Raw genomic sequence first — 15,345 nt, 5'->3', positions numbered from 1 at the left:
CGGTCTTCTGTGTCGACTCAGTCTTCGACCGGCACCGGAACGGTCAACACAGGTCGGTCGGCGTTCAACACGACCGTCTGCGTCGTGCTGCCGAAGACGGCCTTGCCGGCCGGGCTCCGCTTTCGGCCCGACACGCAGATGGCGTCGGCGTCGACGGCGTCGGCGGCCGCGATGAGTTCCGTGCCGGCGTCGCCGCTGGCCTCGTAGTGGGTACAGGTCACGCCGGCCGCCTCCAACACCTCTCGGGCGCGCCGGACGGTCCCGATCTGGTGAACCGACGCCCCTTCCGGGTTATCCTGGAAGACGTGACAGAGGTGCGCGGCCACCTCGTCGGAATCGCCCGGCAGGTCGACGACCGCTTCGGCCTGTGCTGTCGCGCGCGATTCGTCGTCGAGCCCGACGCCGATGAGTACGTCGTACATACGCGACCGTTCGCGCGGCCGGATGATAAATCGTGCCGCGAATTCGCGGGCGTCGCAATCGCTCCGGGGCGGAGTCGGCTCGCGAGGATATCGGGCCGCGGCGCCGCTACCTCGACCCGGGCGACACTCACAGCCTTTTATCCCGTGCCGCCGAAGGCGGACGTATGATCACGGTCAAGGACACCGTCCACGACCACATCGAGATCGACGGTGTCGCCGCGGACCTCGTCGACACGCCTGCCCTCCAGCGGCTCCGCCACGTCAAACAGCTCGGCACGGTCCAGCTCGTCTACCCCTCCGCGAACCACACGCGGTTCGAGCACAGCCTCGGCGTCTACCCCCTCGCGAGCCGCGCGCTCGACCATCTCGGGATCGAGGGGAAACGCGCCGACCGCATCGAGGCGGCGGCGATGCTCCACGACGTGGGCCACGGGCCGTTCAGCCACAACCTCGAATCGCTCACCCACCGCCGGACCGGGAAGTACCACGACGACGTCGACGAGCTGCTCGCGACCGGCGCGGTCGGCGAGGTGTTGCGCGACCACGACCTCGACCCGGACCGGATCGCCGGCATCGTCGCCGGAGAGGGGCCGTACGCCGGGCTCGTCTCGGGCGAGCTCGACGTCGACCGCATGGACTACCTCGTGCGCGACGCCTACCACACGGGCGTCCCGTACGGCACCATCGACACCGAGCGGTTCGTCAGGGAGCTGACGTTCGTCGAGGAAGCCGACCTCGACGACGTACCCGGCCGCGACGGGGCGGACCGAGACGGGCCCGAACTCGTCTTGGACGAGGGGAACGTCCAGACCGCCGAGAGCCTGCTGCTCGCCCGCGCACTGATGAACCCGGTCGTCTACACCCACCACGTCGCGCGCATCTCGAAGGCGATGCTGCGCCGGGCGGCGAGCGAACTGCTCGACGCCACCGCGACGACCGCGACCGAGCTGCGCCGGATGGACGACCACGACTTCCTCGCCGCGATCCGGGACTGCCGCGAGACGGTCGAGCTCTCCCGCCGCTACGACGAGCGCGACCTGTACAAGCTGGCGGTGTGGGCCGAGTACGACGACGTCCCCGAGCGCGTCCACGAGGCGGACCGCGCGGCCGAGACGGCCCTCGAACGGGAAATCGCCGCGGCGGCGGGCGTCGCCCGCGACCACGTTATCCTCGACGTGCCGCCCGAGCCGACGATGCGCGAGTCGACCGCGCGCGTCACCGTCAACGGCGAGATCCGGCGGCTCGAACGCCAGTCGCCGCTCGTCTCCGCGCTCCGGACCGCCCAGCGCAACCAGTGGCGGCTCGGCGTGTACGCCCCCGAGCCGGCGACCGACCGCGTCGGCCACGCCGCCGCGGACGTGCTCGGCCTCGACCCCGACGGCCTCGTGGCCGAGGTGCGCGGGGCGATGCCGACGACGCTCGACGAGTTCTGAGGGGCCAATTCCGGGCGCGGGGTCCGAGCGCTTGGGCGCACGGCGATCGGTTCCCGTGAGGTTATACCCTCGGCCGGCGAGCCTCCGGTATGCATCTGGAGGGGACCGTCTTGGTCGGTCCCGACTTCGAGCCGGTCGAGGGCCGGGTCGTCGTCGCGGACTGCGAGGTCGTCGGGATCGAAGAGCACGAGACGGACAGCGACGACGTGATCCTCCCGGCGTTCGTCAACGCCCACACTCACATCGGCGACTCGATCGCCAAGGAGGCGGGCGAGGGCCTCTCCCTCGACGAGCTGGTCGCGCCGCCGGACGGGCTGAAACACCGCCTCCTCCGGTCGGCGAGCCACGGGGAGAAGGTGGCAGCGATGGCGCGCACCCTGCGGTACATGGAGTCGACGGGCACGGGGACGTTCCTCGAGTTCCGCGAGGGCGGCGTCGACGGCGTCGCCGCGCTCCGCGACGCGCTCGCGGGCGAGGGGGTCGAGTTCGGCGAGCGCGCGATCGAGTCGGTCGTCTTCGGCCGCGACGACCCCGACGTGCTCTCGGTCGCTGACGGGTACGGGGCCTCCGGCGCCCGCGACGCCGACTTCGACGCGGTCCGAGCGGAGACGCGCGAGGCCGGCAAGCTGTTCGGGATCCACGCCGGCGAGCGCGACGCCGCCGACGTCAACGCCGCGATGGACCTCGACCCCGACTTCCTCGTCCACATGGTCCACGCCGAGGCGATCCACCTCGAACGGCTCGACGACCGCGGGACCCCCGTCGTCGTCTGCCCGCGCTCGAACCTCGTGACGAACGTCGGCGTCCCGCCGATCCGCGAGCTGGCCGATCGGACGACGGTCGCGCTCGGCACCGACAATGTGATGACCGACTCGCCGTCGATGTTCCGCGAGATGGAGTTCGCGGCGAAGCTCTCCGACCTCCCCGCGCGAGAGATACTGCGGATGGCGACGGTCAACGGCGCCGAGATAGCCGGGCTGAACCGCGGCGTTATCGAGTCCGGCGCGGACGCGGACCTGCTCGTCCTCGACGGCGACTCCGACAACCTCGCCGGGGCGCGCGACCTTGTCCGGGCGGTCGTCAGGCGCGCCGGTCACGCCGACGTCTCGCGGGTCGTGATCGGTGGGAAGCCCGTCGTCCCGCGCGACGACTGACGCGGCCGGTCCGGCGGCTTCGGAGAGCGGCTTCCCCCGCCGACGGAGTGAAACCGCTCCCGCCCCTGTCCCCTCTCATGACGACGCTCTCGCTGCTCGCCGGGGTCGCGCTCGGGCCGGTCGTCGGACTCGTCGCGACGCTCGCGATGGACGCCGCCATGGCGCGGCTCCCCGAAGGGACGACGGCGCCGAAGGTCGCCGCGAGCGTACTCACGGACACTCCCGTCGACGACGCGCCGGAGCGGCTGGCGACGTGGGTCCACTACGTCGCCGGGGGCGGCTCGGGGCTGCTGTTCGTCGGCCTCGTCGCCGCGACCGGCCGGCTCCTCGGGACCGGATCCCTCCTCACCGTCGCCGTCGCGGGGGTCGCGCTGTTCGTGCTGATGGTCGGCTTCTTCGCACTCGTCCCGCTGCCCCGAGCGTCCGGGCTCCCGCGGCAGCGGCTCGGTCCGATCCGGCGAGACTGGGCCGTCTCCGCGGCGGCGTACGTCGTCGTCGCCGCGGCGATCGTCGCGATCGCGACCGGAATCTGACCCGGGCTCGCCGGCCGACGCGTCCGCCCCGTTCGGGGACGACCGCGCGCCGGGAGAGAAACGGTTTAGTCGCTGGCTCCGGCCCGAATGGGTATGCACGCAATCACTCGATCCGGGTGGATCGAGGTCATCTCCGGGTCGATGTTCTCGGGCAAGACGGAGGAGCTGCTCCGTCGGCTCCGGCGCTCCGAGATCGCCGGGCAGTCGGTCGCCGTCTACACGCCCGCGATCGACGACCGCTACGGCGAGGCGACGATCGGGAGCCACACCGGCCGCCAGTGGGAGGCGACCGTCGTCGACAACGAGGGCGACGGCCCGCTCGACATCCTCGACGACGAGCCCGCCGAGGTCGTCGCCGTCGACGAGGCGAACTTCTTCTCGAACGCGCTCATCGAGGTCTGTAACGCCCTCGCGGACCGCGGCAGCCGCGTGATCGTCTCGGGCACCGACCAGACGTTCCGCGGCGAGCCGTTCGAGCCGCTCCCGCAGCTGATGGCGACCGCCGAGTACGTCGACAAGCTCCAGGCCATCTGCTCCGTCTGCGGCGAGCCGGCCTCCCGGAATCAGCGGCTCATCGAGGGCGAGCCCGCTCACGCCGACGACCCGACGATCCTCGTCGGCGCCGAGGAGTCCTACGAGGCGCGGTGTCGCGACTGCCACGTCCTGTTGACCGGCGATCGACCCGACGAGGAGCGACCGTTCGAGAGCGCTGAGGCCGACTCCGCGAACGACTGACTCAGTCGACTCGCTCGGACGAACGCGCCCGGCGGTAGGCCCAGAGGTGACCGTCTCCGCCCGGCAGGTCGATCGGCCGGTACGTCAGTATCAGCGCTTCCCCGCTCGAGAGCGCGAGCCGTTCCCCGTCGACCGGGCGCTGCGCCTCGACTATCGCCTCGATCCGCCCGAGGAACCCCTCCGGATCGGCGAACACCGCGCTCAGTTCGGCCGCGAACTCCTCGCAGTCGCGGCCGGCGGCGGTCTCCGGGTTCCCCTCGACGTCGAACAGCTCGTACAGCCGCTCGTTCACCCGGATCACCTCCCGGTCCGCGTCCTCGACGGGCATCCCCACCGGCAGCGCGTCGAGCGCGGTCGACAACACGGCGTTCGACCTCGGATCTCGCGTTTGCGCGCCGTCGCCTCGGTGACGTCCTCGAACTGCGAGAACACGCCGATGACTTCCCCCCCGCGTCGGTCACCACTTGATTGTGCCACGCGCAGCGGATCCGTTCGCCGTCGCGCCGCACGTTCTCGTTGACGCTCTGGTACCCGCCCTTGTCCGAGAGCAGGTCGCGTTCGAGCGCCGCCACGTGTCGGTGGTCCGACTCGGGGACGAGCGGGAACCACGTCCCCCCGAGCAGTTCCGACTCGTCGTAGCCGAGGATCTCCTCGGCGGCGGGGTTCACCCGGACGATCCGGAACCCGTCGTCGTACTCGATCGTCCCCAGCGGCGACTGGTCGATGAACCGCGAGAGCCGCTCTTGGCTGGCTGCGAGCGCGACCCGCGACCGGTGTTGGTCGACGGCGTTGCGCACCCGGTTGGCCAGCACCTCGTACTGGTCGTTACCCCCGCTCTTCTGGATGTAATCCGTCGCGCCCGCCGAGATGGCCTCGCTCGCGATCTCCTCGCTCCCCTTCCCCGTGAACAGGACGAAGGGGATCTCGACGCCGCGGTCGCGGACCCGTTGGAGGAGCGTCAGCCCGTCCGCCTCGGGCATGTCGTAGTCGGAGACGACGCAGTCGATCGGCGCCGTCGTCAGCGTCTCTATCGCGTCGTCGACGCCCGTCTCGGACGTCACCTCGAACGTCTCGTCGATCCGTTCGAGGTAGGTCGCCGTCAGGTCGAGGTAGGCCGGATCGTCGTCGACGTGGAGGACACGAACCGTCGATGCGTCCGGCGCCCTGGGGTCCGCGGGAGGCCCCGTCATGTGAACACCGACCGGCACCTGCCAAATATACGTTCGGGTGGGTCGGGTCGGCGACTATCGGGTCACGCGGCGGCCGATTCGGCCGCCGCGTCCACGTCTCGCTCGCCCGCGGTCGGCTCGTCGCCCGCCGCGGCGTCGGTGTCCGCCGCGACGTCGTCGTCTGCGGTCGCGAGCTTGAAGAGTCCGACGAGCGCCCCCGCCGCGACGAGCGTTCCCTCGAGTTTCGCGGCCTTGTACACCCACTCGCGCGGCTCCGCCTCGCCGGCGTTCCGGTAGAGCGCGCGCGTCCAGACGGCGACCGCGCGCCGCGGCGCGACGGCTTCGAGCAGTCCGCCGATTCCGGCCACCAACAGCAGTAGCGCTTTCATGCGCCTGCTTCGGCGGCGACCCTCAAAAGCGGACCGGCGCCCGGGGGGCCGGAGGCGGGGCCGCTCAGTCGCCGGTCACCTGCTCGGCCGCGTCGAGGTAGCGCCGACAGGTCGCGGCCGCCCACTCGCGGACGGCCGGGTCGTCCGTCCACAGCAGCGCGGCGACGCCGGCGCCGTCGATCAGCCCGACCACCGCGCGGTCGTCGCCGAGGGCCACCGCGACCGGCGACTCCCCCTCGTGGCGGTACGCGTCGACGCCGCGGTCGGCGAGTGCGCGCCGGACGACCGACCCCGTCGCTCCGGCGAGGCGGTCGCTCGCGGCGCCGGTGAACACGACGCGGACCGCTCGCGACACGTCCGCCTCGGGGTCGGCGTCGCGCTCCCCGTCTGCCCCGTCGCCTCCCGCCGCCAGCGACTCGTTCAGTCGACGGGCGAGGTCGGCGTCCAACCGCGGGACGACGGCGACGACGCTGCCGGCCTCGCCGACGAGTTCGGCGAGCCGTCTCGCGGGGGCCGAGGCGTCGCTCCCGGCCGCGTCACCGCCCTCCGATTCGCTCCCGCGCTCGACCACCTCGACCCGCCCGTCGAGGTCCGCGGGGTCGGCGTCGACCGCGCGCGCCACGAGCGACCGGAGGACAGCCGCGGGCGACGCGGAGTCGTCGTCGCTCACGCGTCTCGGTCGGCCGTGGTGGCGTCGTTCGCGCGGTTCGACTCGGTCTCGTCTCCCGACCACCGATCCGGCGGATCGGGGCGCTCCGGGTACGACTGGCGGCCGCCGCTCGACTTCCGTGCGAGCAACCGCGCCGCGGCGCGGCGGCGGTCGCCGGGGCGCTCCGCCGTCGTCTCGTCGTAGTAGCGCACGCTCAGCCCGAGTCCGGCGCGGAGCAGTTCGTTCGCCGCGAAGCGGTAGCGGTCGTCGCTCGGGCCCGACGGCGACGGCTCCGCCGACCGCAGGTGCCCCTCGACGAAGAGGTACCCGCCCGGCGCGAGCGACTCGACGAGGTCCGCGAACCGGTCGACCGTGTGGAAATAACTCATCGTGACGAGGTCGTACGCCTCTGTCGGGAACCCGTACGTCGAGACATCTCCCTGAATCGTCTCGATCCGGTCCGCGAGGCCGCGCTCGGCGGCGCGCTCGCGGACGATACGGAGGCCCTCGCCGGAGGCGTCGAGCGCGTCGACGTCGTGGCCGCGGTCCGCGAGGAACACCGCGTTGCGGCCGGTGCCGGTCGCGATGTCGAGCGCGCGGCCCCCGGGTAGCGACGGCTCGTAGGCGCGAAGCACGGGGGATGGCTCCGGCGCGGGGGGGTACTCGCCCGACGCGAACCGCTCGTCCCAGTCGGTGTCGGTCACGGACGCTATTCGACGCGCCGGGGCGTAAACCTCAGGGGCGCCCGCTCGGAGAGAGGGGTATGGAAGAGACGACGGACCCCGCGGCGCGCCTGAACGCGCTTCTCGCAGACGGCGACGAGACGCTCGCGACCGCGGAGTCGCTCACGGGCGGGCTGGTGGGGTCGCGAGTGACCGACGTGCCGGGCGCGAGCGCCTACTTCGACCGCGGGTTCGTGACGTACACCTACGACGCCAAGCGCGAACTGTTGGGCGTCTCCCGCGAGTCGCTCGACGCCCACGGCGCCGTGAGCGAGCCCGTGGTCCGCGAGATGGCGGCGGGCGCGCGCGACAGAGCGGACGCGGACTGGGCGGTCGCGACCACGGGAATCGCGGGCCCGACCGGGGGCACCGACGAGAAGCCGGTCGGACTGGTGTACGTCGGCGTCGCGCACGCCGCGCCCTGGGGCACGGAAGCGTCCTTCGTGCGGACCGAGCGGGCCGTCCTCGACGGCGACCGCGACGCGGTGAAGCGCGGCGCCGCCGAGCGCGCGCTCGACGCGCTCGTCCGAACGATCGAGGACGCAGACGGGTGAAACAGTCGAGGACGCAGACGGGTGAGCCCGGGATGGACCGGGATGTTCGACCCATGCTACCACGTGCGTTTATGCGCTGACGGCGCGTATCGCCGGGTATGATTGAGCGCGTACTCGTGGCGATGGACGGCTCCGACCTCTCCGAGCGCGCGCTCCGGTACGCGCTCGACGGCCACCCCGACGCCGAGATAACCGTGTTACACGTCGTCGGCGGCGCGTCGCCGATGATGGGGCAGGCGACGGGTATCGCACTCTCGGAGGGCGGCGACGAGGGGATCCAAGAGGCCGCCGAACCGGTGTTCGAGCGGGCCCGCGGGATCGCCGCCGAGTACGACGCGGCGATCGAGACGGTCGTCGAGGCCGGGCGGCCCGCGCGGCAGATAATCGACCACGCCGAGGGGTTCGACGTCGTGGTTCTGGGCACCCACAGCGGGGGGCTCGCGGACCGTTTGTTCGTCGGCAACGTGGCCAAGACGGTGTTCCAGCGGTCGCCGGTGCCGGTGACGGTCGTGCGGTGAACCGGGCTCCCGCCGGCGGCGCAGGCCCCGTCGCTACTCGATGTAGGCGTTTCCCACGACCGCGACGACGAGCGCGGCGATCACGATCCACGTGAGCGGCTCGGCCGCGAGGAGGCGAAGCGGCCGCGCGACCGACTCGTCGAAGCCGAACAGCGCGCCGCCGGCGAACGCGACCGCCACCACGAGCGCGCCGACGATTCCGGCCACGCCGAGCAGCGCGCGGTCCGACGAGTCCATACCAGACGTGGGCGTCGGGACTACTTAAGAAATGGTCCGATGAGCGGCTCCGACAGAGCGGTAGAGCGTACTCTGTCTCTCCCTACTGCGGTCAACTGGCTTCGAAGAGTCCGTCTACGATGGTCTCGATGAGTGCTTCCTCCACTTGGGCGTACTCGACGTCACCGTCCGTCCCGACGGGAGCGTTCCGCGACCGGACCGTGAATATGAGCGAGATGAGCAACCGGTCGATGAGTTCCGGGTCATCGTATCGGAACGTCTCGAGCTGCGCCCACCGTTTCGTAAACGGGAGTTCCGGGCCGTCCGGTGATGGCACGGTGAACGTTCCCTTTACGTCCAACCCTTCGAGTTGATCCTGAAGCGTCCGTAACTCACCGTCGACGATCAACGCCGAAATAAGCGGGTTCGCTTGAACCTCATCGAGCGTCGTCTTCAGAAACAACTGAACCTCTTCGCGCGGCGTCTCTCCTGCGGTAACGGCATCGGCGATCTTCTCTTCGAGTTGCTGCCGTTCCACGAGAAGTACCTTGACGTATAGTTCCTCCTTCGAATCGAAGAACTGATAGAACGTGCTCGTCCCGATACCGACCTCCTCCGTCAGGTCACTAATACGGGTCCGTTCGAAGCCAAACTGCGTGAATAGCGCCCGGCCGGCCTCGATCAACTGCGAACGGATCCGCTCTCTGTCGCGGTCAGTAAATCGGCTCATTGACTTTCCACTTCGGCCCAGATTGCTGATCGATTTGCCTCCATCGATCGTCACTTAGAACTCCAAGAACAATACGTTTATCAATTCGTGGGCCGTTTCTCAGGACACACCGAATGAAGTATTCTGACGAAAAGCTAGCTTCCTTGCGCACTGTACCGCACACACCGACTGGTTGTCGAACAGCGGGGTCGTCCCGATGAACCGGCAGTCGATCTTCACGATATTCGTGGCCACGTTGATGCTCACGAGTGGTACCGTCGGGGCCGCTGCTGGCCTGACATCGTCGAGCTCACCGGTCGGTGATGCCGCCACTACTGACCTCTCGGCGGCATCGCCGACAGGGTCCTCTGCGCAACCGCAGACCACTACGCTGGTTCGCGGTTCACCGGATCTGTCTGTCGCACTCGCGCAGCCTGAGGTTACTCCGGGACGAACCAACCAGGTGACGCTTCAAGTCATCAATGACGGAGAAGTGGATATCGGAACCCCGCAAAACCGTGAGGTTGTCACGACCGCGCGAAACGTTCGGCTGAGTGCCGAGGCCGACGACTCGCCGCTCACCGTGGAGACCGGAACGCTCTCACTGGGTGCGGTGACGGAAACGCGACCCCGAGAGGTGCCGATTGGGGTGACCGTCCCGAACGGGACGGAGCCGGGCAACTACGAGCTCGAGGTCGAGATGGAATACTCGTACACGTCTCAGCTCTCCGGCGGCGTCAGCTATGACCGGACAGAAACCGTTACGGCCGACGTTGACGTCGAAGTGAGCAACGACGCTCGGTTCAGGATCGTCGACGTTACGACCGACGCCCAAGTCGGCGACCGAGGCACGCTCGACGCGACGATCAAAAACGTCGGCGCGACCGCTGCGCACGACGCCACCGTGGCGCTCGAATCGTCGAGTTCGGGCTTGGGGCTCGGACAGCGCGCGTCGGACGCGGCGCTGGTCGAGTCGATCGCGCCGGGGGAAGAAATCACCGTTCCGTACGCCGTCTCATTCACGCCGACGGCCCCGATCCGTGAGTACGCGCTCTCCGGGCAAGTGTCGTTCGAGACGCCGGACGGCATTTCGCAGACTGATCGGGGACTCTCCGCGGGCGTGACGCCCCTCAGCGAACAGACGTTCGCAATCGAAGACGTAGAGTCGACGCTCCGCGTCGGCGAAGACGGGGAACTCACCGGGACGGTGGAGAACACCGGCCCCGTCGCAGCAGACAACGTCGTCATCCAGTATGCCGACACCGCCGGGAACCTCATTCCCATCGAACAGTCCGCGGCGGTCGGACCGCTCGACTCCGGTGAGTCGACGAGCTTCACGCTGCCGCTCTCCGTCGGCGGTGGGGCTGAGCCGGGACTCCGAACGATCGACGTTGCCGTCCAGTATCGCAACGACGAGGGCGCGGCTCGCGCCTACAGCGACGTCGTCGTGAACGCCGAGGTCGCCCCGGAGCGTGACAGCTTCAGCGTCGCCATCGAAAACCGCACCATCGACGCCGGCGGGACGCGGACCGTCGAGGTGACCGTGACGAACGAGCTCGGCGAGCCCGCAAGCGATCTCGAAGCGCGGCTGTTCGCGAACGACCCGCTCGAAACCGGCGACACCGACACCGGCTACGTCCAGTCGCTCGGCGCCGGTGAGTCGACGACGATGACGTTCGAACTCTCCACCACCGACTCGGCCACGCCCGAGAGTACCTACCCGATCTCGCTCGACTTCCGGTACGACGACGTCGACGGCGATAGCCAGCTCTCGGACACCTACCGGGTGCCGATCGAGGTGACTGCCAGTGAGGGTGGTGGGCTTCCGCTCCCCATTATCCTTCTCGCCGCACTCGTGGTGGGCACTGGTGGGTTGATCGTCTACCGGAGGCGGCAGTAGCTGATGTCGCTCAGTGATCGGATCGAGGCGGGTATCCGGCGGCTCAACGACGCCATCGTCGACCGCCCGCGACAGGTGATCGTCGCGTTCCTCGTGCTTACTGCGGTGTTTGCCGGTGGCATCGGACTCGTCAGTACCGACACTGGAGCGACAGATGCGTTCACTGAGGGGCTCGCCGAACAGGAAGCGCTCGACGCGGTCAACCAGGAGTTCGACGACCCGTTCGAGGCCGACAGCGAGTCGACCCAACTCATCCACACCGGCGGAAACGTCCTCACGAAGGAGGAACTCACGCGAGAGCTGCGACTACTCGAGGATCTCTCACAACGGGACGACCTGCGAGTCGAGTCGGCGAACGGTCCGGCGATGGTGGTCGCGAGCGCGATCGATCCGTCCGCGACGACGATCACCGAGAAGCGGCGCGCGGTCGAGGCGGCGAGTCCGACGACGGTCCGCCAGACGGTCCAGCGACTATCTCAGAACGCGCAGTTTAGCCGCGCGGTGTCGACCGACTTCAATCCGACCGCCGTCAGCGCGTCGGCGTCGATCACCGTCGTGTCACACGACGTGCCCGCTGGCTTCTCGGGGCTTCAGGAACTCCAGACGACCGTCCAGTCGATCACGAACGACTACCCGGGCGACTTCCGCGCCTTCGGCACCGGCGTGACGAACGCCGAAACGGCGAACGTTATCGGCGACTCGCTCACGATCGTGATGCCGGTCGTCGTGCTGCTGCTGCTGATCTTCCTCGTGGTCGCGTATCGGGACCCGATCGACCTGTCTCTGGGGCTTCTGTCGCTGCTGATGACCGTCGTGTGGACGTTCGGCTTCCTCGGCTACTCCGGAATTCCGTTCAGCCAGCAGATGATAGCCGTCCCGGTGCTGTTGCTTGCCGTCGGGGTCGACTTCGGGATCCACATCATCAACCGGTACCGCGAGGAGACCGTCAAGGGGTACAGCGCCATCGAGGCGATGCGGGAGGCGAACAACCAGCTGATGATCGCGTTCATCATCGTCACCGCCACGACCGTGTTCGGGTTCGGTGCCAACGTCATCTCCGATCTCGGTCCGATCCGCGACCTCGGTATCGCCTCGGCGATCGGGATCGTCTTCACCTTCCTGATCTTCGGGCTGTTCCTCCCGGCGGCGAAACTCGAGGTCGACAAACTCCGCGACGCATACGGCGTGCCGGAGTTCAACTCCGCGCCGATATCCTCGAGCGATTCGACGCTCGGTAAGCTACTCAGCTTTCCGACACAGATCAGCCAGTACGCACCGATCGCGCTTGTCATCGTGCTGCTCATTTCGGGGGGGATGGCAACGGCTTACGGCAGCGGCGTCGACACCTCCTTCGAGACCGAAGACTTCCTCCCGCCGGAGGAACTCCCCGACTACGTCACTGCGCTTCCGGGGCCGTTCGCGCCGAGCGAGTACACCGTTACGGAAACGGTCTCACTGCTGGAGGATCGCTTCTCGACCAGCCAAGACCAGTCAGTGAAGATATACGTCGAGGGGAACTTCGAAGAGGATCACGCGCTCGAAGCGATCGCCGCCCCGAACGCGGATCCGCCCGGCACGCTCGGCGTCGGTGACGGTGGCCGCGCTCGCCCGACGAGCATCATCACCGTGATTCAGTCACAGGCCGAGCGGGACCCGGAATTCGCCCGCCTCGTCGCCCGCAGCGATGTCGATGGCAACGGCGTTCCCGACCGTAATCTGGAGCGCATCTACGACGAACTGTTCGCGTCACCGGCCGGTGACCGGGCGGCGCAGTATCTCACCCCCGACCGGCGAAACGCACAGATCGACTACGCCATCGACTCGAGCGCAACGCAGAGCGAAGCGGCCGCCGACGCCAGCCAGTTCGCTGAGGACTTCCGACTCGAGGCGACCGCGACCGGCCAACTCGTGGTGTTTGCCGCGGTCACGGATATCATCTTCAACTCCGCGATCCAAGGGCTGATCCTCGCGATGGGGCTCACCGGAGTCTTCCTCGTCATCGCCTACGGCGTCTTAGAGGGGAAGCCGCTGCTCGGGATCGTCAACCTGTTCCCGATCGTGATCGCCATCGCGTTCCTCCTTGGAACCATGCGCGCCCTTGGACTCTCGCTTAACGCGTTGACAGCAACGATTCTGTCCATCTCGATCGGACTCGGGATCGCGTACTCCGTTCACGCGACCCACCGGTTCATCGACGAGTACAACGAGAACGGGGACGCACTCACGTCGATGGTCATCACGTTCTCCGGTACCGGTGGCGCGCTGCTCGGCAGTATGCTCACCACGTCGCTCGGTACCGGTGCGCTCGCGCTCGCGATTACGCCCGTCCTCGGTGACTTCGGGCTTCTCATGGCCCTGAGCGTGATCTACTCGTTCATCTTCACGATCGTTGCGCTCCCGCCGGCCGTGCTGCTGTGGGAGCGGTACCAGCCCGGTGAACCCAGCACGAAACCGTCCCCGACCCCGTCTCAGCGTTGACGGAGGAGGGGCCGGAGGAAATCACTCGCGTACACGTGGTGGCAAACGCCGACCGGGTCAGCAACCCCGTTCCGGGGCTCTGACTCGGCGACACCCCGCGGATCGGAGTCAGTTTCGAGCCGGGTACGGGACAGTTCCGGACCGTGTCGAGGTGGAACTTCTCGGCCGTGCCCGGCGTAATTCCGGCGTGTTCGAGTCCGAACTCCGCACCGACAGGAGCGATAGAACGAAACGCCCAAAGCCAAGGCAAGAGATTTGAGGCAAAGGCTCAAGTACCAAGGAATAAAGACACCGCGTATGACCGACCCGAAAGGTCAGGTCGACACACTCCACACCTAACTCCAGACCGGCGAGCGAGGCGGCTCCGACACTGACCGCGACATCCTCCTCGAATTCTCCGACCGCCTCAAACTGTTGCGCGAAGACTACGGCTGGCACCGCCACATCAAACTCCTCCGACATTGTACGCGGATGTCCGAGGAGACCGACGGCGTCGACCTCACCGACGCACTCACCGACCGTGACGCCGCAGAGACGATCGTGCGGTGGATACACGACGAGTACGACCTCCACGAAACGCCCGAGACGAACCAAAACTACCGCGTCGCCCTCCGCGTGTTCGGCCGCCGTGCGACCGACGAGGGTGTCGACGGGAGCGACACGCCGCCGTCGTCGATCGACTGGATCTCCTCGACCCTGCCGAACGACTACGACCCGTCGCCCGACCCCACGGCGATGCTCGACTGGGAAGACGACGTGAAGCCGATGATCGACGCGGCCCGCAACAGCCGCGACGCCGCAGCGATCGCGTTGGCCTTCGACGCCGGCCTTCGCGGCGGCGAGTTGTACGACCTCACGATCGACACGATCAGCCGCACGGATCACGGCCTCGCGGTCACCGTCGACGGCAAGACCGGCCAGCGCACCGTCGACCTCATCCCGTCGACGCCGCACGTCAATCGCTGGCTCTCCGATCATCCGGGCGGCGGCGATGATCCGATGTGGTCGAAACTCAACTCGCCCGACAAACTCTCCTACCGCTCGTACCTCGATATGTTCAAGGACTGCGCGGGACGCGCCGGCGTCGAGAAGGACGTGACGCCCACGAACTTCCGCAAGTCGAACCTCGCGTGGCTGTCGAAGCAGGGCATGAACGCCCGCTACATCGAACGCCGACAGGGCCGGAAACACGGCTCCGATGCCGTGTCTCGCTACACCGCCATTTTCGACGCGGACATCGGCGACGAGTACGCCCGGCTCATGGGCATCGAAGTCGAGGACGAGGATACCACCGAGGAACTCGCGCCGCTCGTCTGCCCGCGGTGCGACCGCGAGACGCCCCGTGACGAGTCGCGGTGCGTGTGGTGCGGGCAGGCGATGGAGGCGGAGGCGTCGATGGAGGACACCGACAACCGGCTCGAAATCGCGGATATGTTGGCACAAGTGGAGGGTGACAGCGCCGACCGCCTGACCGACCTGCTGGACCTGTTCGAGAAACACCCCGAACTCCGCGACGTGTTCGCAGAGGACTAGTCGGCCCGCGGAAGGCGCGTCAGTAACAGATTATCACTAGCCGACCGGAGGCGATGGAAACCTTCCGAGTTCCACGTGTCAGTTCCTAAATTCGCTCAGAAATCTATGGCTAGCTCTGTTGAAGCTTAGATGTTGATATGTGTGAGGTGAGGGTGTCGTAGAAGACTTCCCACACCCAACCCGATCGCTCAGTACAGATGAAGCAGCTACCGAATCCATAATCGATCTGAA

At 68.1% G+C, this 15,345-nt stretch carries 15 protein-coding genes and 1 pseudogene; 9 read left to right on the top strand and 7 right to left on the bottom strand.

Translation table 11 applies throughout. The features are described 5' to 3' along the window. Positions 1–17: 17 nt before the first annotated feature. Positions 18–422 carry a universal stress protein gene (locus tag C463_RS11080; RefSeq protein ID WP_008443778.1) on the bottom strand — a complete coding sequence of 135 codons (405 nt, stop codon included), beginning with the start codon at positions 420–422 and terminating at the stop codon, positions 18–20. A 164-nt stretch (positions 423–586) separates the two neighbouring features. Here C463_RS11080 and C463_RS11075 point away from each other — a divergent pair, with 164 nt between their 5' ends. From C463_RS11075 to C463_RS11060, 4 genes are all read left to right on the top strand, one after another. Then, positions 587–1,855, top strand: coding sequence for an HD domain-containing protein (locus tag C463_RS11075; RefSeq protein WP_008443777.1), 1,269 nt, complete (start codon positions 587–589; stop codon positions 1,853–1,855). An 89-nt stretch (positions 1,856–1,944) separates the two neighbouring features. Further along, complete coding sequence (locus tag C463_RS11070; protein ID WP_008443776.1) at positions 1,945–3,009, top strand: amidohydrolase family protein; 1,065 nt, start codon at positions 1,945–1,947, stop codon at positions 3,007–3,009. A 77-nt stretch (positions 3,010–3,086) separates the two neighbouring features. Continuing rightward, entirely contained in the window at positions 3,087–3,542 is a 456-nt protein-coding gene (locus C463_RS11065) for a hypothetical protein (protein ID WP_008443775.1), read from the top strand. 93 nt (positions 3,543–3,635) lie between these two features. After that, positions 3,636–4,277, top strand: coding sequence for a thymidine kinase (locus C463_RS11060; RefSeq protein WP_008443774.1), 642 nt, complete (start codon positions 3,636–3,638; stop codon positions 4,275–4,277). 1 nt (position 4,278) lies between these two features. Here C463_RS11060 and C463_RS11055 read toward each other — a convergent pair. The 4 genes and pseudogenes from C463_RS11055 to C463_RS11040 all read right to left on the bottom strand — a co-directional run bounded on the left by C463_RS11055 (position 4,279) and on the right by C463_RS11040 (position 7,188). Further along, positions 4,279–5,467, bottom strand: a pseudogene (locus tag C463_RS11055) (PAS domain S-box protein). Positions 5,468–5,529: 62 nt separating this feature from the next. Beyond that, positions 5,530–5,835, bottom strand: a complete 306-nt coding sequence (locus C463_RS11050) for a hypothetical protein (protein ID WP_008443769.1) — start codon at positions 5,833–5,835, stop codon at positions 5,530–5,532. 64 nt (positions 5,836–5,899) lie between these two features. Next, on the bottom strand, positions 5,900–6,505 hold the full coding sequence (locus C463_RS11045) for a transcriptional regulator FilR1 domain-containing protein (RefSeq protein ID WP_008443767.1): 606 nt from the start codon (positions 6,503–6,505) through the stop codon (positions 5,900–5,902). Next, a complete protein-coding gene (locus C463_RS11040; RefSeq protein WP_008443766.1) occupies positions 6,502–7,188 on the bottom strand; it encodes a class I SAM-dependent methyltransferase in 687 nt (228 codons plus the stop codon). Before C463_RS11040 ends, C463_RS11045 begins: the two co-directional genes overlap by 4 nt. A 59-nt stretch (positions 7,189–7,247) precedes the next feature. On the opposite strand from C463_RS11040, the gene C463_RS11035 reads away from it, so the two are divergent. Continuing rightward, positions 7,248–7,760 (top strand): CinA family protein, encoded by a 513-nt coding sequence (locus C463_RS11035; RefSeq protein ID WP_008443765.1) that lies wholly within the window; start codon positions 7,248–7,250, stop codon positions 7,758–7,760. A gap of 98 nt (positions 7,761–7,858) precedes the next feature. Then, positions 7,859–8,278, top strand: a complete 420-nt coding sequence (locus tag C463_RS11030; RefSeq protein WP_008443764.1) for a universal stress protein — start codon at positions 7,859–7,861, stop codon at positions 8,276–8,278. Between the two features lie 33 nt (positions 8,279–8,311). On the opposite strand, the gene C463_RS11025 is transcribed toward C463_RS11030, so the two are convergent. Together C463_RS11025 and C463_RS11020 are read right to left on the bottom strand one after the other, a co-directional pair. Continuing rightward, positions 8,312–8,515 (bottom strand): hypothetical protein, encoded by a 204-nt coding sequence (locus C463_RS11025; protein ID WP_008443763.1) that lies wholly within the window; start codon positions 8,513–8,515, stop codon positions 8,312–8,314. Between the two features lie 91 nt (positions 8,516–8,606). Further along, positions 8,607–9,224 (bottom strand): TetR/AcrR family transcriptional regulator, encoded by a 618-nt coding sequence (locus tag C463_RS11020; protein WP_008443762.1) that lies wholly within the window; start codon positions 9,222–9,224, stop codon positions 8,607–8,609. Positions 9,225–9,786: 562 nt separating this feature from the next. Between C463_RS11020 and C463_RS19390 the strand changes: the two genes are divergently transcribed. The 3 genes from C463_RS19390 to C463_RS11005 all read left to right on the top strand — a co-directional run bounded on the left by C463_RS19390 (position 9,787) and on the right by C463_RS11005 (position 15,114). After that, positions 9,787–11,103 carry a COG1361 S-layer family protein gene (locus C463_RS19390; protein ID WP_239638891.1) on the top strand — a complete coding sequence of 439 codons (1,317 nt, stop codon included), beginning with the start codon at positions 9,787–9,789 and terminating at the stop codon, positions 11,101–11,103. A 3-nt stretch (positions 11,104–11,106) separates the two neighbouring features. Continuing rightward, positions 11,107–13,581, top strand: a complete 2,475-nt coding sequence (locus C463_RS11010; RefSeq protein WP_008443760.1) for an efflux RND transporter permease subunit — start codon at positions 11,107–11,109, stop codon at positions 13,579–13,581. Between the two features lie 471 nt (positions 13,582–14,052). Beyond that, positions 14,053–15,114, top strand: coding sequence for a tyrosine-type recombinase/integrase (locus tag C463_RS11005; RefSeq protein ID WP_008443759.1), 1,062 nt, complete (start codon positions 14,053–14,055; stop codon positions 15,112–15,114). The last annotated feature ends 231 nt before the right edge of the window (positions 15,115–15,345 follow it).

Source organism: Halorubrum californiense DSM 19288, assembly GCF_000336875.1.
Classification (GTDB): Archaea; Halobacteriota; Halobacteria; order Halobacteriales; family Haloferacaceae; genus Halorubrum; species Halorubrum californiense.
This window is presented reverse-complemented; position numbering and strand designations above follow the sequence as displayed.